The sequence below is a fragment of the Eggerthella timonensis genome, assembly GCF_900184265.1.
GTDB lineage: Bacteria > Actinomycetota > Coriobacteriia > Coriobacteriales > Eggerthellaceae > Eggerthella > Eggerthella timonensis.
The window spans coordinates 2775694-2801684 of sequence record NZ_FXXA01000002.1 but is presented as its reverse complement, the minus strand read 5'-3'; the positions used below and the strand labels follow the sequence as shown (position 1 = coordinate 2801684).

Here is a 25991-nt window from a genome sequence, read left to right as displayed (position 1 = left end):
TCTTCCGTATCCCGGGAAGGGGACTGCGTCGATCTTGGTTTTCCAGCGGAGAACGGGTCGGGTGGACAAAAAGCGGAGTTCTCTTTATCCTTTACGAGGATAGTGAAGAAGTCAAGCCGATGATCAGGCACGATGCGCCCGTCTAATTTCCATCCCTCAGTTTGTCACGGAAAATCTAGAGAAAACTCGCGCTTTTGTCCATGATGTTGCCAGTCATGGTTTGAGGCGCGTCGGCTGCCGCCGGTTCGATACGTTTCCGCACGGAACGGGCCGCAGTGTTTCGTCGGCGCGCTCCCGGCGAGGCTTTGACGCCCCGCAGCTTGCGCTTCGTGAGCGTTTCCCCAGGTCTCGGAAATCGCAGGCGTGCGAAACCGTCTCCCGACGCACCATCGAGGCGCGTTTTCGTGCAGGGTCGGGCTCGAGAGGCGCCGAACCTTCGACCCCCTTCGATCCCGATCATGCTCGCGCCGCTCCGCCCAGGACGGCGCCCGGTGCCGACTTCGGCGACGGCGCAAAAAAAAGAGCCGCAGCGCGTTGCTGCGGCTCTTTCGATCGATGCAGGGAAGGGCCTTACCAGTTGCAGGGGGCCTCGCCGGCGATCTGGCGCTCGGACTTGAAGATGACGTCCGGCACTTCCTCGCCGTGGTAGCACTTGATGGCTTCCTTCTCCTCCATCTCGGCGATCTCGGCGTCGCTGTAACCCAGGCCCTGCAGGAACTCGGCCGTGTGGTAGCCGATCGGCTTCGACAGGATGATCGGCGGATCGCCGTAGTCGTCGAAGCGCAGCGGCGACATGGGGATGGCCTTCTTGCCGAACGCCTCGTACTCCACCCAGCGCAGCGAGTCGTTGTCGTAGGCCTCTTCGTCCTTGATGATGTCGGTGTAGCGGAAGCACTTCTGGTGAGGCACCTCGTGCTCGCGCAGGATCTCGTCCCACTCCTCGAACGTCTTCGTGGCGAAGGACGCCTCGAGCCAGCCGATGACCTCAGGCTGCTTGCCGGACGCCTTGAGGGCGGGCAGGTTGCAGGTGTCGGGCTGATCCTTGTGCTCGTCGTTGCCGGTGATCTCCATCATCATGTTGTAGTACTTGTCGTACTGCGGCATGCAGATGAGCATCCACTTCTCGTCCTTGGTGCGGTACGTGTTGTTGAAGGGGTTGGGCACGTGCTTGCGGGACTTCGGGTAGGGCGCGCCGAACTGCGTGGCCATGACGCCGATGTTGCCGCCCCAGATGGCCGCGCCGTACAGGTTGCAGGTGACCTTGTCGCCCTTGCCCGTGCGGGTGCGGTTGAACAGCGCGGCGAGGATGCCGCCGGAAAGGATGGACGCCGCGTTGTAGTCGCCGAACGCCTGAGGCGGGATGGCGGGGGACTGGCCGTCCTCGCGGAACACGTTCGCCACGCCGCCGCGCGCCGCCCAGCACACCGCGTCGAAGCCGGGGGTGTCGCGCTCGGGGCCGAACTCGCCGTAGCCGCGCATCTGCGCCCAGATGAGGGTCGGGTACTTCTCCTTGAGCGAGGCGTAGTCCAGGCCCAGCTTCACGAGCGCCTTGTCGCGCAGGTTGTTCACGAACACGTCGGCGGTGGCCAGCAGCTGGTGCATGACCTTGGAGCCCTCTTCGGTCTTCAGGTTGAGTGACAGCCAGTTCTTGTTCGTGTTGTTCAGGTCGATGGTGGGATCCTCGCGCTCGGTCTGCTCGCATCCGAACCCGGGGCCCTGCGTGCGCTGTGCATCGCCGTGCAGGGGCTCGACCTTGATGATCTCGGCTCCCATTTCGGACAGAACGCGCACCGTCGCAGGCGCCGCCACCCATTCGCACAGCTCGACGACCTTGACGCCGTTCAGAGGACCATACCCGTTCAGTTTCTCTGTCACTGACATACGACGGTTCTCCTTTCTTCGATGACTTGTTGTTTTCCTCCTGCAGATATACTCACATGTCATCCGTTTTGTTGCTATGGACAATTATTTTCAATTGATGGTCGTCCGTAAGTTTTGATGCGTTGGGAGCGTTTCACTCACAGGTTCCCCGATTTGTTGGCCATTTGCCGGGGGCAGAGGGTGCAAATCGTCGGATTCGTCCATCGTTTTGGTTAATTCGGCAGATTTGAGGGTGATGCGCGAGGGTTGTCTCAGTATACTGGTAACAAGTAATCCCTGCTTGCAGCGTTGCGGGCCTGCTCAGCGAGCGTGGCCGCTGCGGCGTGTTGAAGGAAAGAAGGCACCCTGTGGATTTCGAATTGACCGACAAGCAGCGCAAGCTCGTGGAGGCGTTCCGCGCGTTCGGCGAGGAAACGTTCACGCCCGAGCACGTGCACCAATGGCGTCGCGACCAGGGCCTGCCCGACGAGGTGGTGAAGGGGTTCGTCGACCTGTACTTCGGCCTCGAGGAGCTCGAAGACGGCGAGGGCACGTTCAGCCTATGCTCGCAGGCGCTCATCATCGAGGAGCTGTCGCGGTGCGCCGGCGCCACGCTGCCGTTCCAGAACGACCTGTTCAACCTCTCCATCGTGCGCCAGTTCGCCGGCGCGGGCGAGTTCGCCGACGTGCTGAAGGACTACCGCGAGACGGGCCGCCTCCTGTTCGCGCTGGCCATCTCGGAGCCGGAGGCCGGCTCGGACGCCATGAACATGCAGACCTACACGCGCACCGTCGACGAGCACCTCATCTTGAACGGGCACAAGACCTACGTGAACAACGGCGAGTACGCCCCCTATATCATGGTAGCCGCCATCGACCGCGACAAGGAGTCGCCGGGCAAGTACCCGCCCATGACGTTCTGGCTGCTGCCGCGCGACCTCAAGGGCATAAGCGCCTACCCCATCAACAAGATAGGGCAGTCGATGCTCCCGTTCGCCACGCTCGTGTTCGACAACGTGGAGCTGTCCCCGTCCTATCGCCTGAACGGGCGCCAGGAGGGCTTCCGCCAGCTGTTCCGCCTGCTCGAGTTCGGCCGCGTGTTCACGTGCGCCTCGTCTTTGGGCATGGCCCGCGCCGCCATGGAGGACGCCGTGGCCCACGCGCGCAGCCGCAAGGCGTTCGGCGTGCAGATCGGGCGCTTCCAGCAGATCGAGCAGATGCTGACGGACATGGAGGTGAGCATCTTCAATATGAACTCCATGCTGTACCGCGCGGCTCTGGCGGTGGACAACGGCGGCCCCGACGAGCGGCTGTCGGTGGCGCTCATGAAGCGCTACGTGCCCAACGCCGCCACCGAGGTGGCCTCGAGCGCCATGCAGATCCTCGGCGGCATGGGCTACACGGAGGGCGCGCGGGTGAGCCAGCTGTGGCAGGACTGCCGCGGCAACCAGATTGCGGAGGGCACCGACCAGATCATGGTGTACATCGCCTCGCCGCTCATCATGGAGAAGTACTGAGGCCGCCGCGCCGAAACGATCGGAGAAGCAAGGGGATGCCCGTCGCGCAATGCGGCGGGCATTTTCATGCTATTTGGTACAAGCGGAGCGGATAGTCCTGCGCATGCGCTCAAAAGTATTACTCAATTGTTCAATATTATCCATTGTGCAGTCTGTTTCTGGGTCAGTTCTGTCGTTATGACCATTCTCGTGCGTCGGGAGGCACGGAATAATGACTGCTAGAGAGCCTGCTCTAAGCAGATAGTGTCAGGGGTGCCGTTCCCTTTCGTGTGCGCTCAATACCACGGAGGGGGACGACGGAGAAATTAGGAGGACAAATTGAGTACCGCAGCTAAGAAAGAGAAGATGAGCGTGCGCCACATGCTCGTCGTTCTCACGGGCATCATGATCACCTTCGGGTGCTCGGCCCTGTGCTTTTCCACGTGGGGCCTGTTCCAGCCGGTCGTCGCCGAGGGCCTGGGCGTCGAGACCACGGCGTTCGCCATGTACGTCACGGTCATGTACCTCACGATGACCGTCGCTTCGCCGTTCATGGGCAAGCTGTTGCAAACGGTGGACATCCGCATCATCCTGTCCGTTTCCGCCTGCTTGGTGGGCGGCGCGTTTTTGCTGATGAGCGTATCGAACGAGATTTGGATGTTCTACCTCGCCGCCGTGCTTCTGGGCTTGGGCGAGATCTCCATCCTGTGGCTCGCCATCCCCACGCTGATCAACCGCTGGTTCGCCGACAAGGCGGGCACCTTCATCGGACTGTGCATGGCGTTCACCGGCATCGGCGGCGCGGTGTGGTCCGCCGTGTTCACAGGCCTGCGTTCCGGCGGCATGGACTTCCACACCATCTACCTCATCTGGGCCGTCATCGCCTTGGTCACGTCGCTTCCGTTCACGCTGTTCTGCGTGCGCAGCAAGCCCGAGGATTGCGGCCTGGCTCCCTACGGCGCATCGGTCGTCGCCGGCCAGGCTCCCGCCAAGCCCACCGGCTTGTCCGCCGCCGCGGCCATGAAGACCCCCGCGTTCTACACCGTGTGCGTGTTCGCAGGCCTGATCAACATCGCCGTCCTCATCGCCATGCAGTTCCCGACCTACACCAAGTCGCTCACCGACGTCACGTTCGACGTTCTGGTCGTGGGCGGCGTGATGACCACGGTCATGATGGTGGGCCAAGCGGTGTTCAAGCTCATCCTCGGCGTGGTGGCCGACCGCAACGCCAAGGGCGCCCTCATCTTCGCGTTCGTCTGCGGCGTCGGCGGCGTTCTGCTGTGCTGGTTCGGCATCGCTTCCGAGTACGTCCTGTACAGCGGCGCGTTCATCTTCGGCGCGTTCTACGCGACGGCCGTCGTGCTCGTCCCGATCGTCGTGCGCCAGTCGTTCGGCTCCCGCGAGTACTCCATCATCTATTCCCGCGTGAGCACCGTCTTCAACCTGATCGCCGCGTTCGCATCCATGATCTGGGCTTGGATCGGTTCCAGCTTCGGCTTCAACGCCGTGTTCGTCGTGGGCCTCGTGCTGCTGGTCCTCATCCTGCTGCTCGGCTTCTACACGTTCTCGAACGCCAAGAAGTTCAAGAGCCAGTGGACCGACTAAACACGGGTATACTCTGCTAGAACAGCTCTGCACTTCGCTCGGGGGCCCGTTTCGGCGGGCCCCCGCCGAGCGCCTTCTTTCAGACCGGTCGAGATCGTGGGGGAGCATCGCAATGAACCTGTCCCAGCTCTACTACTTCAAGAAGCTCGCCGAACTGCAGCACTACACGCGAGCGGCCAAGGAGCTCTACATCGCCCAGCCCACGCTCTCCGACGCGATCAGCTCGCTGGAGAAGGAGCTGGGCGTTGCGCTGTTCTGCCGCGACGGCCGCAGCGTCAGGCTGACGTCGAACGGCAGCGAGTTCTACCGCTACGTGAGCGACAGCCTGCGCTCCCTCGACGACGGCATCGACGCGATGAACCGGCGCAAGGCGCAGCTGGGCGGCGCCATCAACCTGGGAGCCACGTTCACCGTGCAGGACGACTACCTGCCGACGCTGCTCAAGGCGTATCGCGAGCGCTTCGGCGACGAGGTTCGCATCGAGACGTACCAGGCGTTCACGAACTACCTCACGCAGAGCCTGCACAACGAGACGCTCGACGTGTCGTTCTGCGGCAGGCGCGACCACGAGCCCGACATCGAGTACTTCCCCGTGCTCAACCGCAGCCTGGAGCTGGGAGTTCGCGTAGACCACCCGCTGGCCGACCGCGCGTCGGTGTCGTTCGACGAGCTGCGCGACCAACGCCTCATCACGTATCGGCGCGGAACGCCCATCGGCGAGGAGGTGCAGCGCCTGCTTGCCCGGAGCTCGCTCGAGGGAGTCGACGCGCTCTACGACGACGACATCACGATGGCCTCGGCGCTGTCGGTGGACGGGGGCCTCGGCGCGCTCATGCTGAACTCCATCGGCCTCAAGGTGTTCTCGAACATCACGACGGTTCCCCTCGAAGGCGTGCGCCCCGATTTCTACTGGGTGTACCTGGCTTCGAGCGCGAAGCACGCCAAGACGGCGGCCGTGCAGTCGTTCATCGACTTCGTGAAGGAGTTCGACGCCGAGGGGGCGGGGATCGACCTCGGCTATCGCCCCGATCGCCCCGAGGACGGCCGTCCTAGCGCGTGACGGCCTCGCGGTGCACGCCCAGCGCGACGAGCCCGACGCGTTCGACGTAGGCGTACAGCTCGAATCCGCGCTTGCAGCGGAAGGTGCAGCTGACGCAGGGATCCTCGTCGCAGTAGGCGTAGGCGTCCTCGTCGCCCAGCGCGAACACGAGCGGCGGCCGCTTGCCCGGCAGCACGTACTTGAGCTGCATCCCCGTGAACGTCTTGAGCGCGACCCAACGCGGCTCGCAGCCGTCCTCGCGCACCTTCCAGAACACGCGCAGGGCGTTCTGGTCGAACCCGCCCACCACGTCGTAGGAGAGCTCGATCGCGTCGGCGCAGGAGGCGGCATCCGCGGCCGCGAGGCGCGTCAGGGAGCCGGCGCACGCGCTCGCGTCGGGGGCGGGGGCGTAGGGCAGCTCGATCGTGGGGCGCCGCCCGCCGCCCGTGAGCTGCGGGCCCTCGCCGCCGTCGACGCCCACGAACACCGCCGCGCACCCGTCGCAGCCGTAGAAGGGGATCGGCTCGTCGGATACGCCGGGCTTCCAGGTTGCGCGGGTGCGCGTGGGGCTCAAGCCGGTGCTGTCGGTGTCTGCCATGGCAATCCTCCGGGAGAATCTCGAATCAGTCGATGTAGCGGGCGTTCGGGTTGGTGGCGAGTGCCTTCGTGTCGGCGACGTACTGGATGAAGTGGTCCACGCAGTACGGGTGGTAGTTCTTCGTGCTGTAGGCCATGTACACGCGGTGGTAGCAGCTGCGGCGCTCGAGCGGGCTCAGGTAGAAGGGCCTGACCACCACGTTGTCGACGCTGCGCAGCAGGAAGGTGTCCAGCATGATGGCCGCCTCCACGCCGTTGGCCGCGAAGCCGGCCAGGATGGACTCGTCGAGGTAGCTGTACTCGACGTTCTTGATGTCGCGCTCGTCGAGCATGCGCCTGATGGCCCGCCCGAGCGGGATGGTGTCGACGTAGGTGATGAGGTGCTGCTCGTACAGGTCGGCCGGCGTGACGAACGCCTTTTCGACCAGCGGGCAGTCGGCGCTCATGGCCACGACCACCTTCTGGGTGAGCACGGGCACGTACGTGAGGTCGGGGTCGTCGTCGCCCCGCGCGCAGAACACCACGTCGTAGCAGCCGCTCAGCAGGTCCTTCACGAGGGGCTGCGAGGTGTCCTCGCGCACGCTGAACGCGACGCCGCCGGTGGAGGCCTTGTAGCCGTTGAGGAGCTTGGGGATGAAGTCGGTCTGCACGGTGATGATGCAGCCGAGGTCGATCTTGCCGCCGTCGCTCGTGCCGGCGTAGTTCTTCATGATGGCGATGCCCTTGTCGATCTGCTCGAGGCCCTTGTTCACGTAGACGAGGAACTCGCTGCCGTACTTCGTGAGGTGGATGTTGCGGCCCGTCTTCTGGAACAGCGACACGCCCAGCTCCTGCTCGAGCGAGCTGATGGCGTTCGAGAGCGAGGGCTGGGTGATGTAGAGCTCCTTGGCCGCCTTGGCGTAGTGCTGCAGCTCTGCGAGCTTGCGGAAGTAGTACAGCTGGGAAAGGTTCATCAGTCGCCCCCTGGGGTCTCACGACGCATCGAACACCGCCTCCATTATACGGGTGAATGACGAGGAGGTTGCCACACAAAATGGCTGATCTAGGGGTTTTCGCGCCGCTCCCTCGCGCGCGCCGGGCCGTTTGGCGGCTCGTTCGCCGTTCTGCGCGCGCGACGGAGCGGGGTGCTGGGAAAGGCTTACCCGTAGCGGTACTCGACGCCCATGGTGGGCTGGGGGTACTCCCAGCGCTCGAGGATGGTGGCGCCGCACAGGATGCGGCACGTGCCGCACTCGAGGCACCCGGCGTAGTCGAACGACAGGCCGCCGTCCTCGTCGAACTTGTACAGCGCGGCGGGGCAGGCCAGCACGAGCTTGCGGAACTCGGCGCGGTCCGCGTCGTCGACGAGCTCGATGTGCGCGTGGCCCTCGTCCACGTTGTACTTGTTGAGCGCCAGTTTGGCGTCGACGTTCACGTTGATGACGGGATCGCTCATAGGGCCTTCATCCCCTTTCTGCCGTCCTGGGCCAGCTGCCACAGGCCCACGCGCTTGAGCGGGCCCAAAAGCTTGTCCTTGACGCGCTGCTGCGGATGCCCGTCTACCTTGAACAGGTTGAGCATGACGTCGCGGGCCATGGCCGGGTACTCGTTGAAGATGCGCGTCGTCTCCTCCATGTAGCGCGGGAAGCGGCGGAAGCGCTTGAGGTCCTGCAGCACGTAGCAGCCGTCGAGCAGCTGCTCGTAGGCGGCCAGGCGCGCTGCCGACACGTCGTCGGCCTCGAGCGCGCCCATGACGGCGTCGGCCGCGAGGTCGCCCGAGCTGACGGCGAAGTCCATGCCGCGCACCGAGTAGCCCAGGTTCATGCAGAGCATCGCGGCGTCGCCGCACGCGAGCACGCCGTCGCCGTAGAGGCGCGGCACCATGGCGAGGCCGCCCTCGGGCACGAGGTGCCCCGAGTACTCCACGAGTTCGCCGCCCTTGACGAGCGGGGCGATGTCGGCGCGCTGCTTGAAGTCCTCGAGCATCTGGTAGATGGGCACGTCGCCCGCCGCGAGGTCGGACAGCGTGGCCACGAGGCCGAGCGAGATCGAGTCGTCGTTCGTGTACAGGAAGCCGCCGCCCACGCGGCCCTTCGTGCAGTCGCCGGCGAACATCCACGCCGCGCCCTCGCCGGGCGCGCACAGGAAGCGGTCCTCGATGACCGACGGCGGAAGCGCGATGGTCTCCTTCACTCCCACGGCCATCTGGTGGGGCAGGGGCGTTCCGTCGGCGAGGCCCGCCTTCTGGGCGAGCAGCGAGTTCACGCCGTCGGCCAGCACGGTGACGCGCGCCTCCACCTCGTCGCCGCCGGTACGCACGCCGCATACCTTGCCGTCGCGCACGATGAGGTCCTCCACGGCGATGCCGTAGATGAAGTCGGCGCCCGCCTGTTCGGCCTGCTCGGCGAGCCATTGGTCGAAGGGCCCGCGCAGCACCGCGTAGGAGTCCTTGCCCGACTCGCGCAGCTCGTCGGCCGTGAAGTCCATCGTGAACAGCGCATCGGGCGCGGCCAGCGAGATCTTCTCGTGCGTGATGCGCCGCTGCAGGGGAGCGCGCTCCTCGAAGTCGGGGAACACGCGGGCGAGCGCATGCGTGTAGATGCGCCCGCCGGTCATGTTCTTCGCGCCGGCGTAGTTGCCGCGCTCCACCACGAGCACGGCGAGGCCCGCGGAGGCCAGCCGGTAGGCCGCGACCGCGCCGGCGCACCCGGCGCCGACGACGATCGCGTCGAATTGATCATCGGACATGGGGATACCTTTCCTCAGCCCGGTCCGCTAGGACAGCTTCTCGACGAGGGCCGGCAGCGCCTCGTGCAGGTCGCCCACGAGGCCGAAGTCGGCCTGGGCGAACACGGGCGCGTTCTGGTCCTTGTTCACGGCCACGATGATGTCGGCGTTGTGCACGCCGATCATGTGCTGCATCTGGCCGGAGATCCCGACGGCGAAGTACACCTTCGGCGCCACCATGCGGCCCGACACGCCCAGGTAGAGGTTCTTGGGCAGCCACTTCTCGTTCTCGGCGAGCGGGCGGGAGCAGGCGATCTCGCCGTGCACGGCCGAGGCCAGGCTGCGCGCCAGCTCGAGGTCCTCCTCGTGCGCGAAGCCGCGCCCGGCGCCCACGATGACCGACGCGCGGCCCAGGTCGGCGCCCATGTGCGGCACCTCGTGCGTGCCGCGCAGCTTGAGGGGCTTCTCCGGCGCGACGAACGCGCGCGCCTCCACGACGTCGGTGCCCGACGCCTCGGCCCCGTCGAAGGCGGCGCCGTTGCAGGAGTAGAAGGCCACGGGCCCCGCGGCATGCTGCTTCTTCGTGGCGAGGCCGCCGAAGTACAGGCTCTCGGCCTCGGCGCCGTCGAGGGCGGTGACGTCGCTCATCACGCTCGTGTTCGCGTGGGCCGCGAGGCGCCCGCCCACGATCTTGAGGCGCGGCGTGGGCTCGAACAGCACCACGTCGGGCGCGGTTTCGTCGAACAGCGCGGCCACGGCGCCGTAGGCGTTCTCCACGAGTTCGCCTTGCGGCAGCTCCACGGCGAAGGCCTTGTCGGCCACGCCCGTCGCGGGGTCGGTGCCGATGGTGACGAGCAGGACCTCGTCGGCGAGCGTGCGCGCCCCGGCGCAGAGCTCCTTCTGCGCATCGGCCGATTCAGCGATAACGAATGCTTTCATGATGGATGCCTCTCTCTCGTCTACCGGCTACGCGCGGACGGCCGCGGCCACGGCCGACGCGAACGCGTCGAAGTCGCCGTCGTTTTTCATGTCGAACACCTGGCGCTTGCGCTCGGCCAGCTCGGGCGCCGTGATGCTGGCGGTCTCCACCGCGGCGCTCGTGTCCACGCCCGCGTCCGCGGCCGAGGTCACCGTCGCGGGCTTCTTGCCGGCCGCGAGGATCTCGCGCATGCCCGCGATGCGGGGGAACGCGCATTCGGGCGTCACGGCCACCACGGCGGGCAGCGGCACCTCGATCTCCTCCACCACGTCGCTCAGCGTGCGCTCCACCACCACTGCCCCGTCTTCCAGCTTGATGGACGAGACGGCGTTGATCACCGGCAGGTCCAGCTCGGCGGCCAGCTGCACGTCCACCTGGCCGGCGTACATGTCGGCCGAGCCGTCGCCGCACACCACGAGGTCCACCTCTCCGATGCCCCTCACGAGCGAGGCGAGGGCGCGCGCCGTGGTGCGGGCGTCCGCGAAGGCGAACGCGTCGTCGGCGATCATGCGCAGCTCGGCGGGGCCGCGCGACAGGATGCTCTTCTTCACCTTGAGGTCGTCGGCCTTCGCGTTGCTGGCGCTCACCGCGTACAGTGTGGCGCCCGCCTCCTCGGCCAAGAGCGTGGCCGCCTCGATGGCGTTGAGGTCGTACTCGCTCACGATCTGGTGGGCTTTGGAGTAGTCGAGGGTACGGTCGGATGCGACGGCGATGTCCTGGTCGTCGGGCACCACTTTCACCGCTACGGCAATGTTCATTCGGGTTCCTTTCGCTCGATGGGTACGATTGCTCTCGTTCGTGCCTGGTCGTCTTACTTCGCGTAGCGCTTGAGGATCTGGCGCCCGGCGATGTAGCTCATGATCTCCACGGTGCCGCCGGCAAGCTGGTTGCCGCGCAGGTCGGTCCAGATGCGGCCGACGCGGGAGGCCGTGGTGTAGCCGAGGGCGGCGAAGATCTCCAGCGCCATGTCGGCCACCTTCGTGCAGCCCACCGTGGCGTAGCGCTTGAGCAGCGCCGCCTCGGTGCGCACCGATTCTCCCTGGTCGAGCTGCCACAGCGTCTTGTACAGCATGTTGCGGGAGTTCTCGAGGATGGTCTCCATCTCGGCCAGCATGTCCTGGATCATGGGGTTCCAGCCGATGGGCTTGCCGAAGGCGTAGCGCTCGTTGGCGTAGGCGGCCGCGTCGTCCATGCACGCCTGGGCGAGCCCGAGCGACTGGGCCACCACGAGGCAGCGCTCGATCTCGAAGTTCTTCATGAGCAGCAGGAAGCCCTCGCCCTCCTTGCCGAGGCGCATGTCCTCGGTGAGCACGACCTCGTCGAAGAACACGTCGACGAACGGGATGATCTGCTGGCCGATCTTCTCGAGCGGGGCGGTGGACAGGCCCGGGGCGTCGGTGGGGATGAGCCACAGCGACATGCTCTCGTTGGCGTGGGCCGGATGCTCGTCCTTGGACACCACGAGCATGTAGGGGGTGTTGCCGCCGTTCGTGACCCAGGTCTTCTGGCCGTTCATGATGTACGTGCCGTCGGCCTGGCGCTTCGTGTACGTGCTCATGGCCTTGTTGTCCGAGCCGGCGCCCGGCTCCGACAGCGCCAGCGAGGCGATGGGCTTGCCCGACTTGTTATATTGGTCGACGACGAGCGACACCTGCTCGGGCGTGCCGAACTCCGCGACGTCGGCCGTGGCCAGCATGGCGGTCATGAACGGGGTCATGCAGCCGGTGGCGTGGTACAGCGTCTCGGTCATGAGGCCCAGCGTGAGCTTGTCGCAGGGGATGCCGCCGCACTCCTCGGGCAGCCCCATGAAGGCGAACCCCGCGTCGCGGTACGCCTCGCCGATCTCGTCGGGGATGCCGTGGTTCTCGTACATGGCGCTGACGGTCTCCTCGTCGAAGTACCGGTCAGCGAATTCCTGGATGCTCTCGACCAGCAGTTCCTGATCGACGGTCAGGCTGAAATCCATAGTCAACGCTCCTTTTCTGTCCAGTGTCTTGCCCCGCATGCGCGCGGTTCGTCCCCGTTCGCCCCCGGGTTGGCGGGGGCGGTGCTGCCGCATTTGCCTCGTTCTAACGGTTGCTTCGTACAGTTTGCACCCAGAATCACGTCAGTGTCCAATAGGTTCTTTTCAGCGATTCATAGGCCAATCCATAGGTTTCTTCTATCAATGGGTGGGGGCAACCGGACAAGGCCGTTGGTATGATGGTGGCACTATGTGCATATGATCAGGTAAAATATAGATCGTCGAAACGGTGATCCGGATTGTTTCGTCCGAAGAATCGCGGAAATCAGCGGTGAACCATAGCCAAAACCTATGTTTGGCACATGATTCATCAACGATTACCTATTGGACAAAATAATCGTTTAGGGTGCAAACTGTGATCAACGCGGTTGCCACTCACCGATGACCGGAGACGAAGCAACCCGAAACCCGCCGTCTGGCACTACGTTGAAGGAGGATGTATGAGCAAGCTAACCCCCGAGGAGTTCCGCGAGTACCTCAAGACCGTGCGCGCGCTCGCCGAAGGCCCGTTCGAGGAGATGCAGAAGGAGGTCGAGGTCACCAACAAGTTCCCGCAGGAATTCTACGACCTGGCCATCGAGAACAACCTGTACCGCTACGCGCTGCCCGAGGAGTACGGCGGATGGGGCCTGTCCGAGAAGGAGATCCTGCAGGTGCAGGAGGAGTTCTCCCGCGGCCCGGGCGGCATGCGCATGCACCTGCACTACGCGGCCGACCTGAACTGGCGCATCCTCGACGACTACGGCAAGCCGGAGCTCAAGGCCGAGTTCATGGACAAGTTCCAGGACAAGACCATCTTCACGAACTTCGCGCTGACCGAGCAGACGGGCGGCACCGGCGCCGACCTGCACACCACCGCGCTCAAGGACGAGAACGGCAACTACGTGCTCAACGGCGAGAAGTGGCTCATCTCCCACACCGACTGCTCGCAGTACGCCTACGTCATCGCGGTGACCGACCCTGAGAAGAAGGGCGACGAGCGCCTGTCCGCCTTCTTCGTGCCCATGGACACGCCGGGCTTCGAGCTGGTCCCCATGCCGCACATGATGGGCTGCCGCGGCGCGGGCCATGCGGGCTTCAAGATGACCAACGTCGTGCTCGACCCGAAGTACCTGCTGGGCGAGGAGGGCCAGGGCATGGAAGTGGCCATGCACTCGCTCGCCATCTCCCGCGTGCACATCGCCGACTCCAACCTGGGAATGTCCCAGCGCATGCTCGAGATGTCCATCGCCCGTGCCCGCGACCGCGTGACCTTCGGCAAGCCGATCATCCAGCGCCAGGCCATCAAGATGAAGCTGGCGAACATGGCCACGAACATCCACGCGCTGCGCTGCATGATCATGGACTTCGCCGACGAGTACGACGTGGACCCGCACAACGAGTTCGTCGACGAGAAGGCCGCCATGTGCAAGCTGTTCTCCATCGACACCGTGAAGATGGTTTCCGACGAGATGCTCGAGATCTTCGGCGGCGACGGCTACTTCGAGGATTCGCCCTACGGCCCGACCGAGCGTTTGTACCGCGACTGCCGCGCCATGTGGCTTGAGGAAGGCGCCCCCACCGTCCAGCGCATCACCATCGCGCGCGGCGTGGACAAGCACGACGGCCACGTGGAGTACGCCGACTGGATCGCCGGCACCGCCCTGTAAGCTCTCCCAGCGTTCCAAGAGACGATTTCGCCATCCTCTCCTTATCCTTCGAAACGCCCCGGCAGCCGCCGGGGCGTTTCGCGTCGAGGGCGCGGGCGGCGGGGCTTCGCGCATGAGCGGCGTTCACGTAAACGTTTGGCAACGAGGGGAAGGGGGCTTGCGCGCGCGGGTGTATCGTGGCGGCAACGGCCTTGCGGGGCCGGGCAGCGGGCATGCGATGCCGCCCGCATGTCGGCGATGCGCGTTGAGAGACGGCGCACGGCGACGGCGAGCGCAGGCATGCGACTCTCGTGCGAAAGGAAGCGCCCATGAACAACCCTGCTCAGAAATCCTATCAGCTCTACATCGACGGCCAGTGGGTCGACGCGTCGGACGGCGGTACGCTCGACGTGTACTGCCCCGCCAACGGTGAGCAGCTTTCAACCATCGCCGACGCCACGAAGGAAGATGTCGACCGCGCGGTCGACGCCGCGTGGGAGGCGTTCAAAACCTGGGGCAAGACGACGAAGGCCGAACGCGCCATCATCTTGAACAAGGTGGCCGACCTCATCGAGGAGAACGCCGAGAAGTTCGCGCTCCTCGAGTCGCTCGACAACGGCAAGCCCATCCGCGAGACGCGCGCCATCGACGTGGCGCTGTCCGTGGACCATTTCCGTTACTTCGCCGGCGTGCTGCTGGCCGACACGGGCGAGGCCGACAAGCTGCCCGGCAACCTGCTGTCCATCGTGCTGCACGAGCCCATCGGCGTCGTCGGCCAGATCGTGCCGTGGAACTTCCCGTTCCTCATGGCCGCCTGGAAGCTGGCCCCCGTGCTGGCCGCCGGCGACTGCACGGTGTTCAAGCCCTCGTCCACCACGTCGCTCACGGTGCTCGAGCTGGCGAAGCTGACGCAGGACATCATCCCGGCCGGCGTGTTCAACGTCGTCACGGGCCGCGGCTCGAAGTCGGGCCAGTACATCCTCGACAACCCGAAGATCAGCAAGCTCGCGTTCACCGGCTCCACCGAAGTGGGCCGCGACGTGGCCCGCGCGGCGGCCGAGCGTCTCATCCCGGCCACGCTGGAGCTGGGCGGCAAGTCGGCGAACATCGTCTTCGACGACGCCAAGTGGGACATGGTCATGGACGGCATCCAGCTGGGCATCCTGTTCAACCAGGGCCAGGTGTGCTGCGCCGGCAGCCGCATCTTCGTGCAGGAGGACATCTACGACAAGTTCGTGAAGGACGCCTGCGAGGCCTTCAGCAAGGTGAAGGTGGGCATGCCCTGGGAGGACGACACCCAGATGGGCAGCCAGATCGACGAGAACCAGCTCAACAAGATCCTCGAATACGTGGAGATCGCGAAGCAGGAGGGCGGCAAGGTCCTCTGCGGCGGCGAGCGCAACACCGAGGGCGACCTCGCGAAGGGCGCGTTCATGAAGCCGACGCTGCTCGAGGTGCCGAACAACTCGTGCCGCGTGGCGCAGGAGGAGATCTTCGGGCCCGTGGCCGTCGTCATCAAGTTCAAGGACGAGCAGGAAGTCATCGACATGGCGAACGACTCGGTGTACGGCCTGGGCGGCGCCGTGTGGACGCGCGACATCAACCGCGCCTTCCGCGTGGCCGAGGGCATCCAGACGGGCCGCATGTGGGTGAACACCTACAACCAGATCCCGTCCGGCGCGCCGTTCGGCGGCTACAAGGAGTCGGGTATCGGCCGCGAGACGCACAAGGTGATGCTCGAGCACTACACGCAGACGAAGAACATCATGATCAACCTGGGCGAGGAGCCGAGCGGCTTCTACCCCGAGAAGTAGGGATTGCGCTCACAGCGAGCGTGCGAAGCGCCCCGGGGAACCGGGGCGCTTTTTTGTGCGTGCTGCCGCATATCGGCGCGGCGGCACGCCTGTCCGCCGTGCACGCCGCGCCTTCGTCGGATCGGCGTGAAGCAGGTCTGCCGGCCCACATGATAACCACCGCGCCAAAGGGGGATAGGGACGGTGAAGGAGAGGTCCCTGCGTTACGACCTCGTGAACGGCGGCCGACGGCTTCGTTGCGGTATCGGCACGCCGTCGTGCCAGAACGGGCTTCATCATCGTTCACCAGGCAGGTAGGGCTTATGCTTCGGCCACGAGCCCAGCCGACCTCTATCGGGCGCTGCGCTCGTATCCTCTTGCAGCGCAATCGCTTCCTTGCATGCCGTCCTGTTCGAGCGGCGGCCCTCTCGGAACGCGGGATCGCGAGCACGGCCGCGACGCCGCCGTGCGGAATACGTGACGGGGCCGACCCGTCCCAACCCGGTATGAAAGGAAGACAGATGGAACAGAGGTTATCTGGGCTGTCGGGAAGGATGATGGCCGCAGCCGTGGCCCTCGCGCTCGCCGCGTCGATGGCGCTGGGCACCACGCCGGCATTCGCGCTGAACAACGGCGGCCTGACCGACGACGGCACCGCATCGATCACGGTGCACAAGTACAAGACCCCCGCGGCTTCGTCCGAGCCCGGCACCGGGTCGACGGCCGACGAGGGCAACGTGCCTACCGGCGCCGAGCCGATGTCGGGCGTGGACTTCACGCTGTACAAGCTCGACTCCGCCAAGGTCGAGGGCTCGGTCGCCGGCACGGCGGCCGCAACCGCCGCCCCGTCGGCCGACGGCGTGGCGGCGTTCCTCACGCTGTACAAATCCGCGAGCTCCACGCCGGTCGTCAAGACCACCGGCGCCGACGGCACGGCCGTGTTCGGCAGCCTGTCGTTCGGCTACTACCTGCTCGTCGAGACGAACGCGGGCGGCGCGAACGTCGAGACGAGCGTGCCCTCCATCATCACGCTGCCCTACGCGCAGCAGGCGAGCGGCGGGTCCACCACGTACCTCAAGGACGTGCACGTGTATCCCAAGAACGTGAGCAAGGAAGAGGTCGAGAAGACCGTCATCGACGAGCCTGACCTCGTGAAGCCCGGCGACACGCTGAGCTACCAGATCGCGTTCATGATCCCCGAGGCCTCCAAGATCTTCACCGATCCCGCGAACTGCCTCAAGGGCACCATCGTCGACACGCTGCCCAAGAACGCCGCAGGCCAGCCCACCATCACCATCAAGAACGACTACTCGGTGGTGGCGCTCGCCCAGGACGGCACCGAGAACGTGCTGACTCCCGGCGACATCGGCTTCTCCGACACCTCGGCCACGAACGGGCAGGCCACCTGGACCATCACGCCGGCCATCGCCCAGGCCATCAACGTCATCAACGTGGCGAACATCGCCACGCCGGCGAAGCAGATCGGCAAGGTCCTCATCCGCGTAAACGCCACGGTGAACGACAACGCCTTCAACGCGGGCGTCGACGCCGACGGGCTGCCGATCATCCAGAACACCGCGGCGGTCACCGTCATCGACGCGCTCGGCACTACGACCATCGACGCCAAGGCGAGCACGACCGTCGCCATTCCGCTCATCGGCTTCCAGTTCCTCAAGGTCGACGCCGAGGGCAACGCCATCCTCTCCGACACGGCCACGTTCAAGCTGGCCACGTCCTACGACAACGCGGTCGCGGGCACGTTCCTCAAGAACGCCACCGCCACCGCCGATCTGCAGGCCACGACGAACCTCGCCGACGGCAAGGCCGTGTTCTCGGGCCTGAGCTTCGACAACCTCACCTCGGGCGGCACGGCCTACACGGCCATCGAGCAGGCCGTGACGGCCGCGCGCGCCAACCTGGGCACCGTGCAGAACGTGGAGCTGTGGTTGTGCGAGACGAAGGCGCCGAACGGCTACCGCATCCTGCAGGCCCCCCAGAAGGTGACGCTGCAGATCGTGAAGGCCACGGCCGACGCCAAGGTGACCACCACGGTGGTGGGCGGCCCGCTGTCCCTCGTCAACACGCGCGACGGCCAGGAGGGCGGCGGCAACTTCGCGCTGCCGAACACGGGCGGCACGGGCGCGCTGATCTTCGGCATCGTGGGCGCCGTGCTCATCGGCGCCGCGGTGGCGTACTTCGTGCGCTCGCGCAGGCGCGACCAGCACGACCAATCGTAAAGGCAACGGATGCGGCGGGGCCTCGAGCGGAGGCCCCGCCGCACGGCGAGCAGGGAAGAGCGAGGTGTGATCGGGTGAAACGAACGAGCGAACGCGCGATGCGCGCGAACCTGCGCGCCGCAGCCGCTGCGACGGCGCTCGCCGCCGCGCTCGCCCTCTGCGCCGCGGCGCTCGCGGGCACGGGCAGCCCGGCGCTCGCCGACGCCGGCGCCGACGCGGCGCGCACCGGCTCCATCGTCGTGCACGAGTACCGCTCGCAGCTGGGCGGCACGAACCCGGGAAACGGCGACGAGGACCCCGTGCTGCCGAAGGATGCCCTGCCGTTGGCCGACGTGCCCCTCACGCTGTACCAGCTCTCGACCGACCCCGAGGCGGCGAACGGCTTCGAGCCTGCGGTGGACGTCGACTCGCCGCCGTTGGCGTCGTTCGACCCGCGCACGGGCACGACCGACGCGCAGGGCGTGCTCGCGTTCCGCGATCTGCCGCGCGGCGTGTACCTGCTCGCGCAGGGCGACGTCGCCGGCGTGCAGCCCGCGCAGAAGAAGCTGCTCGTGGCCGTGCCCATGCAGGGCGCGGTTGGCGGCGACGCACGCTGGGACGTGCATGTCTACCCGAAATCGTACGTGGCGGCGTCCATCGCCAAGGCGGCGGACGACCCGGACGCCGTGTACGGCGTGGGCGACGAGGCGCGCTGGCGCATCACAGTGCCTGTACCCGCCGAGCTCAAGCTCGTCGCGACCGACGGCTCGGTGCGCTACGGGCGCGGCTTGCAGGTGCGCGATATTCTGGACGCCCGGCTCGACAACGCGCCCGGCGCGCAGGTGTCGCTTGTCGACGCGACGGGCCAGCCGAGCGCGACGGCGCTCGTGCCCGGCGCGGACTACGAGGAGGCGTACGACGAGCAGGGGCGCACGGTAACGTGGACCTTCACCGACGAGGCGCTGCGGCGCATCGCCGATGCCGGCGCGGCCAACCTCGTCATCGCGGTGACCACGCGGGTGAACGAGGCCGCTTACGACGAGCCGGGCACCATCTACAACAACGCCGCGGTGTCGTTCACGGCCGCCTCGGGCGCGTCGATCGGGGCCGAGGTCATCCCCGGAGGCGTGCCCGATCCCGCGAACCCGGCGCACCCGCGCCTCAGCACGGGAGGCGTGCGCATCGACAAGCACCTCGAGGAAACGGGGGAGAAGCTCTCCGGCGCGACGTTCAAGGTGGCGCGCTCGCGCGCCGACGCGCTGGCCGGACGCTTCATCGCCCGGACGGTAGACGGCTCGCTGCAGGATGTGCAGCTCGTCACCGAAGCGGACGGCGCGGCGTCCCTCGGCGGCCTCGGCGCGGGCACCTACTGGCTCATGGAGACGCAGGCTCCCGCCTACGTCGATGCCCGGGGCCGGCAACGGGCCTGCGTGCGCCTTGCCGAGCCTGCAGCCGTCGAGATCCCCGCCGTCCCGGCGGCGGCCGAGGTGCGCGTGGCGGTTGCGAACCGCCTCGAAACGCCCCTCGACCGGGCAGGGAGCGCCGTGGGCGGCGCGCTGGCGAAGACGGGCGATGCGGGCTGGCTGCTCGCCGCCGCCGTCGCCGCGCTCGCAGGCGCGGGGATGGCTCGTCGCTTGCGGCGGCGCGGCGAACGTACGGACGATCGATAGGAGGAACGGCCCCATGAAGAAGCTCAACGAGCGGCGACGTCCGACCCGCCCGCTGCGCGCGGCATGGCGCGTGCTGCTGTGCGCCCTGCTGGCGTTCACGCTGTTCCCCTCCATCGGCGCCGGCTCCGCATCCGTCGGCGCCGCCGACGGCCGTGCGGAGGCGCCCGCCGCGCCCGCCCCCGATTCCGATCTGCCCGACTCTGCGCCCGCGCCCGAGACCGACGACGCCGCCGACGGGCGGCCCTCCGACGAGCTTCCGCCGACGGGCGAGCCCATCGACGGGACGCAGCCCTCCGCGCCCTCCGCGTCCGTCGACGATGCCGGCGACGAGCCTGCGGTCGCGCCGGATGCGGACGAGCCCGCCGACGCGGCCGCCGCCTCGCAGGCCGAGCCGCGCGCAACCGGCGACACCTTGTACGTGTCCGCGTCGGGCAGCGACCTGACGGGAGACGGCACCCGCGCGAAGCCGTTCGCCACTTTGCAGGCCGCAGTGCAGAAGGCCTCCGCGTCGGCCGCGACCACGGTGGCCGTCATCGGCAACCTCGCCGCCGCCACGACGGCCGCGGTGGGCGCCAAGAACGTCGTCGTGACCACCGATCCGGCGCAGAGCGCGCCCGCCGTGGTCACCGGCTCGACCGCCGCCACGCTGTTCACTGTGAACACCGGGTCCGTCACGTTCTCGAACATCGTGTTCGACGGCGCATCTGCGTCGGTCGATCATCGGGTGGTCGAAGCTACGGGCACGAACTCCCAGGTCACGCTTTCGTCGGGCACGACCGTGCGCAATTGGTACAGCTCGGGCACGGCGGGAGCGTTCCGCATGAACGCCCACGGCGCGTCTCTCACCATGCAGACGGGCAGCATCATCCAGAACTGCCGTCTCGTCACGCAGGGCGCCCAGGCGGGCGGAGCGGCCGTCAGCATCCTCGCGAACCGCATGCCCGGCACGGGAACGACCCCTTCCTCGTCGAACCGCGCCTCGTTCACCATGCAGGGCGGCTCGTCCATCGTCGACTGCGACACGCAGCTCACCGCGAACGCCTCGCTGTCGGGCGGCGGCGCCATCCATGCCGCCGACGCCGTGGTCAGCATCCAAGCGGGCGCCGCCGTGCGCTCGTCGGACCTCGCGTTCCGCAGCTCGCTCGGCCTGCTGTTCGACCCGACGGGCACGCGCCAAGGCGGCGGCGGGTTGTTCGCCAACAACTGCAAGGTGGACATCGCCGGCACCATCGATGCGTGCAACGTGGTGAGCAGCGTGAACATCACCGCGGCCAACTTCTACGCCGGAGGCGGCGGCGCGTACCTCTACGACTACGGGTGCACGACGACCGCGGCCGTGGACTGCCGCACCTCCATCAGCGGCACCGTCTCGAACTGCTCGGCCATCGCGGGAGGCGGCGTGTTCTACTGGAGCGAGGCGGACGGCTACGGCGAGGGCGACAACCTATGGGTGGGCGCGGGCAACGCGCCGCTGACCTCGGCCGCCCAGGTGGTGGACAAGGTGTACGACACCGTTACGCTGTCCGGCACCATCCAGAACTGCTCGACCACGGACGTGGGCACGCTGCGCGCCATCACGTTGGGCTCCTACGGCGATTTCGAGCGCTACGGCGTGGGCGGCGGCGCCATCTGCGGCGCGTTCAACGGCCTCGTCGTGCTGGCCGACGGCTCGCGCATCGCGGGGTGCTCCACGTACAGCGAGGGCGGCGCCGTGTCGAACTACGGCACGTCGGTGTTCTGCCTCGACGGCTCGGCCGACCTGAGCGGCGGCCCGTCCATCTCGAACTGCACCTCGGGCAAGATCGCGGGCGGCTTGAGCATCGGCGCCGGGTCGAGCATCGAGAGCGTGCGCATCGACGGCTGCACGGCCGGCGCGTTCGGCGGCGGCATGTACCTGTACAGCGGGTCCACCACGATGTACAACTGCTCCGTCACGAACTGCACGGCGGATATGTACGGCGGCGGCATCATGCAGGATATGTACAACGACCTGTTCTGGTACGGCGGCACGGTGACGGGCAGCCATGCCGGGCTCGGGGGCGGCGGCGTGGCCCTGTACGGCTTCCAGGGCAGCTCGGCGAGCGCCCCGCGCGGCCTCGTGTTCAACTACCCCGCGTCCGCCAACGGAGGCTTCACGAACCCTACCTATTACAAGACGAGCATCCTCGCCGGAAAGATCGTCGCATCGAGCATCGTGCGCGCGAACACGCAGGGCGCAACGGGCATCGCGTCCAACGTGTGGACGAACGCGTTCTACCCGTCCACGCGCATTTCCGTGAACGGCAACCTGGTAGACGGTTCGAAGGTGTGCGTTCGCGTTTCCGACGGCTTGGCGACGCTCAATGCGAGCGGCGCCCGATTCGGATCAGTGTTCCAAACCTCGGCTAACCTGGGCCCTTTCGCGAACGATGCGGACCCCACGCTCGTCGCGGCGGCCAACGGCTCTCAGCTCGTGTGGGCAAGCGGGTTCGTGGTGGACTACCGCGCCAATGCGCCTGCGGGCACCACGCTCGCGGGAACGGCGCCCTTCGACGGCGCGGACGGCGTGGCGAACGCCTACCCCCGCACGGGCGGCGCGGCCACGCTGCTCGACCAGGGCACCATGGCGGTGAGCGGCTACACGTTCAAGGGGTGGGCCTCGTCGCCCACGGCGACGACGGCGCAGTACCAGCCCGGGGCGACGCTGTCCTACGATGCGTCGCTCGACCCGCTGAAGAACGGCCATATGGTGCTGTACGCCGTGTGGCAGACGCCGCCGCGCGTGTGCCAGATCATTCGCGACACGAACGGCGACGGCGTGCCCGACGCGTTCTTCCAATCGTACACGACGCTCTACGACGCGCTGCGCGCGGCACAGTCGAACGACCGCATCGAGATGCTGCGCGACGCGCCCATCGTCGACTTCGCGGCCTCCAGCAAGCCCGCCGACGGCGGCGTGGCGCTGGCGGCGGGCACCGGCGGCGTCGCGCTGACAACGGCGCCGCTCGTGCAGACCGTCCCGGGCGCGAGCGGGTGGCTGGGCTCCGTCCCGTCCACCGGGTCGCTCGCGGCCACGCTCACGCGCACGGCGTCGGGCTCCGTCTCCTCGTGGTTCTCGGTGGCCGGGGGCCTGAGCGTGACGAACCTCGTCGTGGACGGCGGCTGCACGGTGCGCCAGGCCCAGGACGGCACGGGCATCGCGGCCGACCACGCGCTGTTCGAGGTGTCGGGCGCCTCCTCGTCCCTGACGGTGGGGGCCGGCGCCGCGCTACGCAACGCCTACAACGCCTCCGGCCCGGGCGGCGCGGTGCTCGCCGCCGGCGGAGCAACCCTGCGCATGACCGTCGGCGCGAGCATCGCCGGCTGCACGGCCGCCGACGGCGGCGGCGTGACGGTGGAGGCGTCGACCTTCGCGCAGAGCGGCGGCTCGATCGCCTCGAACGCGTCCGGGCGCTTCGGCGGCGGCGTGTACGCGGGCCCGCAGGCGACGGTGACGCTGTCGGGCCTCGCGGAGGTGCGCGCCAACACGGCGAAGCGCACGGGCGGCGGCGTGTACGTGGATCCTGCGGCGCGGCTCGTCATGACGGGCGGCTCCGTCGTGAACAACGCGGCTTCGGCCGAGAACAACGACGCGGGAGCCTATGCGGGCGCCTACGTCGGCGGCGTGGCGCTCGGTGCCTACGCGGGCACGTCTCCGCTCGTCACGCTCAGCGGCGCCGCGCTCGTCTCCGGCAACGTGGGGCGTCCCGTCAAGGGCTCGTCGACCGACGCGCCGAAGGCGTCCGACCTGGAAGCGGCCCGCTCGGGCACCTCCTACGCCATCGCGGTGGACACGTCGGGCCTGGCCCCCACGGCGGCCGTCGGCATCACGTCGGCTGATCGTACGCTGCTCGCGGCCGGCGCGCAGTTCGCCTCGCGCACGGGCTCGACGCCCGTCGTGGGCCTCCAGCTGTTCTTCAACAACGCGAACGCGGGCCTCGCGGCCGTGGCGGGCACGGGCAGCGCCGTGGTGTGGCGCGGCCTGCACGCGGACGTGACGTTCACGAAGGTAGGGGCCGACCAGCGCACCGGCGCCACGGTGAAGCTGGGCGGCGCGCAGTTCAACCTGTACCGCTACGTGGGCTCGGTCGCCCTCGGCCCGCTCACCATCAACGGCGGCTCCATCGACCTGGCCACCACGGCCTCGGCCCAATGGGCGCCCGTCATCGCGGCCGACGGCACCGTGGGCGCGCCGGGCGACGCGTCGAACGTGCCCTACGTGTTCGAGTCGTCCTCGAGCGTCGACACGCTCGGCCAGGTCAAGCTCACGCAGCTGGCGCCGGCGTCCTGGTACATGCTCGTGGAGGCGAGCGCGCCCGACGGCTACCAGAAGCCCACGGGGCAATGGGCGTTTCAGGCTATCGAGCTGTCCGGCGCGGGCGGCTACGGCATCGACGTGAGCACGCTTTTGGCCCGCAAGGGCGACGGCGGCCTGCTGCCCACCGCGTTCTCCACCTCCATCACCGTGGGCGGCGCCGTCGAGCGCGGCGTGTACCTCGTGAACGTGGCGCGCTACGACCTGCCCTTCGCCGGCGCGCCGGCGATCGCGCCGTACGCGGGCGCGCTGCTGGGCCTCGTGCTCATCGCGATCGCGATCGCGCTGCATCGCGCGCGGCGCGCCTCCTCATGAGGGCGCGCGAGGGCGTGCGCCGCGCCCTTATGCTGGCGTGCCTTTTGGCGGGCATCGCCCTCGTGCTGTACCCGGTGGTGGGCACGTACCTCAACGAGCGCTCGTTCAACGACGCGGTGAGCCACTACGAGGAGGCGGTGCAGACGCTGCCCGACGACGTGCGCCGGCAGATGCTCGCCGAGGCGCGCGCCTACAACGACAGCCTGCGCGGCGATCCTGTGCACGACCCGTTCGTGGCGAACAGCGGCTACGCGGTTCCCGACAACTACGACGACGTGCTCGACGTGGACGGCACCGGCCTCATGGGCGCGGTGAGCATCCCGTCCATCGGCCTCACGCTGCCCATCTACCACGGCACGTCCGACGACGTGCTCGCGCACGGCGCGGGCCACATCCCGCAGACGTCGCTGCCCGTGGGCGGCGCGGGCACGCACGCCGTCCTCACGGGCCACACGGGCCTGCCCACGGCGCGCCTGTTCACCGATCTCGAACGGCTGAAGGAGGGCGACGTGTTCGTCATCGAGGTGCTGGGGGAGCGCCGCGCCTACGCGGTGGACGACGTGAGCGTGGTGGAGCCCGACGACGTGTCGTCCATCCGGGTCGACGGCGAGCACGAGTACGTGACGCTGCTCACCTGCACGCCCTACGGCGTGAACTCGCACCGCCTGCTCGTGCGCGGCGCGCCCTGCGACCTGCCCGACGATGCGGCGCTCGCGGCCGCGACGCCCGTGCCCTGGCCGCTCGTCGGCGCGCTGACCGCCGCCGCGGCGCTGGCCGTCGCCCTCGCCGTGCGCGCGGCGCGCAGACGGCGGCGCAGGCGCGCGGCAGGGGAGCGCTCGTGAGCGCCCGCCGCCGCCTCGCGCGCTGGTTCTTTGGGGCCGTGCTCGTCCTCGGCATCGGCTGCATCCTGTACCCGATCGTGACGAACATCGCCTACCAGCTGGGCGCGTACAGCGCCGTGTCGTCCTACGACGACGCCGTGGCCCGTCGCAGCCCCGAGGAGCTGGCACAGCTGTGGGCGCAGGCCTACGCCTACAACGAGGAGCTCGCGGCCTCGGAGGTGCGCGATCCCTTCGCCGTGGAGGAGGTCACCGCCCCGCTCGACCGCTACTTCGAGGTGCTCGACCCCGACGGCACCGGCATGATGGGCTACGTGGAGGTGCCCTCCATCGGCCTCGAGCTGCCGCTGTACCACGGCACGGGCGAGGAGGTGCTGCAGAAGGGCGCGGGCCATATCGCCACGACGGCGCTGCCCATCGACGGCGACTCCATCCATCCGGTGCTCACGGGGCACACGGGGCTTCCGGACAAGCTGCTGTTCACGAACCTGTCGTTCGTGAAGGCAGGGGACGTCTTCCGCGTGAAGGTGCTCGACCGCGCGTTCTCCTACGAGGTGGCGTCCGTGGACGTGGTGGAACCCGACGACGCGGCGCTGCTGCAGCCGACGGCGGGGGAGGACAAGCTCACGCTGCTCACCTGCACGCCCTACGGCATCAACTCCCACCGCCTGTTCGTCACGGGCGTGCCCACGGCGGACGACGGCGAGCAGGGCCTGCGGCCCGTCGTCCTGCTGCCGATCCTCGCAGCCGGGTTCCTCGCCGCGTTGCTTGTCGCGGGCGCGGCCGTGACGGCGAGGCGCGCTTTGAAGTCCCGCGCCCGCGGTTAGGGGCTCGGGTGACGCGGACGCGAGGATCCCCGCGTCCGCGTCGAAGTTTGCCTTTTTGCGCGCGC

Annotated in this window: 18 protein-coding genes; 10 read left to right on the top strand and 8 right to left on the bottom strand. The window is 67.7% G+C overall.

Going from position 1 to position 25991, the window contains the following annotated elements:
* Positions 1 to 570 precede the first annotated feature (570 nt).
* The gene (locus C1A15_RS11745; protein WP_101722744.1) at positions 571 to 1881 is read right to left on the bottom strand and encodes a CaiB/BaiF CoA transferase family protein; all 1311 of its coding nucleotides are present in this window, start codon (positions 1879 to 1881) and stop codon (positions 571 to 573) included.
* 347 nt (positions 1882 to 2228) lie between these two features.
* On the opposite strand from C1A15_RS11745, the gene C1A15_RS11740 reads away from it, so the two are divergent.
* The 3 genes from C1A15_RS11740 to C1A15_RS11730 all read left to right on the top strand — a co-directional run bounded on the left by C1A15_RS11740 (position 2229) and on the right by C1A15_RS11730 (position 6021).
* Positions 2229 to 3377, top strand: a complete 1149-nt coding sequence (locus C1A15_RS11740) for an acyl-CoA dehydrogenase family protein (RefSeq protein WP_101722743.1) — start codon at positions 2229 to 2231, stop codon at positions 3375 to 3377.
* Positions 3378 to 3695: 318 nt separating this feature from the next.
* Positions 3696 to 4961 carry an MFS transporter gene (locus C1A15_RS11735; RefSeq protein ID WP_245865010.1) on the top strand — a complete coding sequence of 422 codons (1266 nt, stop codon included), beginning with the start codon at positions 3696 to 3698 and terminating at the stop codon, positions 4959 to 4961.
* A gap of 112 nt (positions 4962 to 5073) precedes the next feature.
* Positions 5074 to 6021 carry a LysR family transcriptional regulator gene (locus tag C1A15_RS11730; protein WP_101722741.1) on the top strand — a complete coding sequence of 316 codons (948 nt, stop codon included), beginning with the start codon at positions 5074 to 5076 and terminating at the stop codon, positions 6019 to 6021.
* Here C1A15_RS11730 and C1A15_RS11725 read toward each other — a convergent pair.
* The 7 genes from C1A15_RS11725 to C1A15_RS11695 form a co-directional block, all read right to left on the bottom strand.
* Complete coding sequence (locus C1A15_RS11725) at positions 6011 to 6598, bottom strand: hypothetical protein (RefSeq protein ID WP_101722740.1); 588 nt, start codon at positions 6596 to 6598, stop codon at positions 6011 to 6013. The two genes, C1A15_RS11730 and C1A15_RS11725, sit on opposite strands and share 11 nt — an antisense overlap.
* Positions 6599 to 6623: 25 nt before the next feature.
* Positions 6624 to 7550 carry a LysR family transcriptional regulator gene (locus C1A15_RS11720; protein ID WP_101722739.1) on the bottom strand — a complete coding sequence of 309 codons (927 nt, stop codon included), beginning with the start codon at positions 7548 to 7550 and terminating at the stop codon, positions 6624 to 6626.
* Between the two features lie 185 nt (positions 7551 to 7735).
* The gene (locus C1A15_RS11715; protein WP_101722738.1) at positions 7736 to 8032 is read right to left on the bottom strand and encodes a ferredoxin family protein; all 297 of its coding nucleotides are present in this window, start codon (positions 8030 to 8032) and stop codon (positions 7736 to 7738) included.
* The gene (locus C1A15_RS11710) at positions 8029 to 9324 is read right to left on the bottom strand and encodes an FAD-dependent oxidoreductase (protein ID WP_101722737.1); all 1296 of its coding nucleotides are present in this window, start codon (positions 9322 to 9324) and stop codon (positions 8029 to 8031) included. Before C1A15_RS11710 ends, C1A15_RS11715 begins: the two co-directional genes overlap by 4 nt.
* A 27-nt stretch (positions 9325 to 9351) precedes the next feature.
* Entirely contained in the window at positions 9352 to 10242 is an 891-nt protein-coding gene (locus tag C1A15_RS11705) for an electron transfer flavoprotein subunit alpha/FixB family protein (RefSeq protein ID WP_101722736.1), read from the bottom strand.
* A 27-nt stretch (positions 10243 to 10269) separates the two neighbouring features.
* A complete protein-coding gene (locus C1A15_RS11700; RefSeq protein WP_101722735.1) occupies positions 10270 to 11040 on the bottom strand; it encodes an adenine nucleotide alpha hydrolase family protein in 771 nt (256 codons plus the stop codon).
* A gap of 53 nt (positions 11041 to 11093) precedes the next feature.
* Positions 11094 to 12248, bottom strand: coding sequence for an acyl-CoA dehydrogenase family protein (locus tag C1A15_RS11695; protein ID WP_101722734.1), 1155 nt, complete (start codon positions 12246 to 12248; stop codon positions 11094 to 11096).
* A 497-nt stretch (positions 12249 to 12745) separates the two neighbouring features.
* Between C1A15_RS11695 and C1A15_RS11690 the strand changes: the two genes are divergently transcribed.
* From C1A15_RS11690 to C1A15_RS11660, 7 genes are all read left to right on the top strand, one after another.
* On the top strand, positions 12746 to 13954 hold the full coding sequence (locus C1A15_RS11690) for an acyl-CoA dehydrogenase family protein (protein ID WP_101722733.1): 1209 nt from the start codon (positions 12746 to 12748) through the stop codon (positions 13952 to 13954).
* Between the two features lie 308 nt (positions 13955 to 14262).
* On the top strand, positions 14263 to 15747 hold the full coding sequence (locus C1A15_RS11685) for an aldehyde dehydrogenase family protein (protein ID WP_101722732.1): 1485 nt from the start codon (positions 14263 to 14265) through the stop codon (positions 15745 to 15747).
* Positions 15748 to 16247: 500 nt separating this feature from the next.
* Positions 16248 to 17963 carry a SpaH/EbpB family LPXTG-anchored major pilin gene (locus C1A15_RS11680; RefSeq protein ID WP_146001853.1) on the top strand — a complete coding sequence of 572 codons (1716 nt, stop codon included), beginning with the start codon at positions 16248 to 16250 and terminating at the stop codon, positions 17961 to 17963.
* A gap of 74 nt (positions 17964 to 18037) precedes the next feature.
* Complete coding sequence (locus C1A15_RS11675; RefSeq protein ID WP_146001852.1) at positions 18038 to 19612, top strand: SpaH/EbpB family LPXTG-anchored major pilin; 1575 nt, start codon at positions 18038 to 18040, stop codon at positions 19610 to 19612.
* Between the two features lie 13 nt (positions 19613 to 19625).
* Positions 19626 to 24260, top strand: a complete 4635-nt coding sequence (locus tag C1A15_RS11670; RefSeq protein ID WP_101722729.1) for an InlB B-repeat-containing protein — start codon at positions 19626 to 19628, stop codon at positions 24258 to 24260.
* Positions 24257 to 25102: a class C sortase gene (locus C1A15_RS11665; RefSeq protein ID WP_245865009.1), complete on the top strand. Its 846-nt coding sequence runs from the start codon at positions 24257 to 24259 to the stop codon at positions 25100 to 25102. Before C1A15_RS11670 ends, C1A15_RS11665 begins: the two co-directional genes overlap by 4 nt.
* Positions 25099 to 25926: a class C sortase gene (locus C1A15_RS11660; RefSeq protein ID WP_101722728.1), complete on the top strand. Its 828-nt coding sequence runs from the start codon at positions 25099 to 25101 to the stop codon at positions 25924 to 25926. Before C1A15_RS11665 ends, C1A15_RS11660 begins: the two co-directional genes overlap by 4 nt.
* Positions 25927 to 25991 lie beyond the last annotated feature (65 nt).

Excerpts from the sequence above, each read along its gene's own strand:
- C1A15_RS11745 (WP_101722744.1), bottom strand. The coding sequence starts at position 1,881 with ATGTCAGTGACAGAGAAACTGAACGGGTATGGTCCTCTGAACGGCGTC.
- C1A15_RS11730 (WP_101722741.1), top strand. The coding sequence starts at position 5,074 with ATGAACCTGTCCCAGCTCTACTACTTCAAGAAGCTCGCCGAACTGCAG.
- C1A15_RS11725 (WP_101722740.1), bottom strand. The coding sequence starts at position 6,598 with ATGGCAGACACCGACAGCACCGGCTTGAGCCCCACGCGCACCCGCGCA.
- C1A15_RS11720 (WP_101722739.1), bottom strand. The coding sequence starts at position 7,550 with ATGAACCTTTCCCAGCTGTACTACTTCCGCAAGCTCGCAGAGCTGCAG.
- C1A15_RS11715 (WP_101722738.1), bottom strand. The coding sequence starts at position 8,032 with ATGAGCGATCCCGTCATCAACGTGAACGTCGACGCCAAACTGGCGCTC.
- C1A15_RS11710 (WP_101722737.1), bottom strand. The coding sequence starts at position 9,324 with ATGTCCGATGATCAATTCGACGCGATCGTCGTCGGCGCCGGGTGCGCC.
- C1A15_RS11705 (WP_101722736.1), bottom strand. The coding sequence starts at position 10,242 with ATGAAAGCATTCGTTATCGCTGAATCGGCCGATGCGCAGAAGGAGCTC.
- C1A15_RS11700 (WP_101722735.1), bottom strand. The coding sequence starts at position 11,040 with ATGAACATTGCCGTAGCGGTGAAAGTGGTGCCCGACGACCAGGACATC.
- C1A15_RS11695 (WP_101722734.1), bottom strand. The coding sequence starts at position 12,248 with ATGGATTTCAGCCTGACCGTCGATCAGGAACTGCTGGTCGAGAGCATC.
- C1A15_RS11690 (WP_101722733.1), top strand. The coding sequence starts at position 12,746 with ATGAGCAAGCTAACCCCCGAGGAGTTCCGCGAGTACCTCAAGACCGTG.
- C1A15_RS11685 (WP_101722732.1), top strand. The coding sequence starts at position 14,263 with ATGAACAACCCTGCTCAGAAATCCTATCAGCTCTACATCGACGGCCAG.
- C1A15_RS11680 (WP_146001853.1), top strand. The coding sequence starts at position 16,248 with ATGGAACAGAGGTTATCTGGGCTGTCGGGAAGGATGATGGCCGCAGCC.
- C1A15_RS11670 (WP_101722729.1), top strand. The coding sequence starts at position 19,626 with ATGAAGAAGCTCAACGAGCGGCGACGTCCGACCCGCCCGCTGCGCGCG.
- C1A15_RS11665 (WP_245865009.1), top strand. The coding sequence starts at position 24,257 with ATGAGGGCGCGCGAGGGCGTGCGCCGCGCCCTTATGCTGGCGTGCCTT.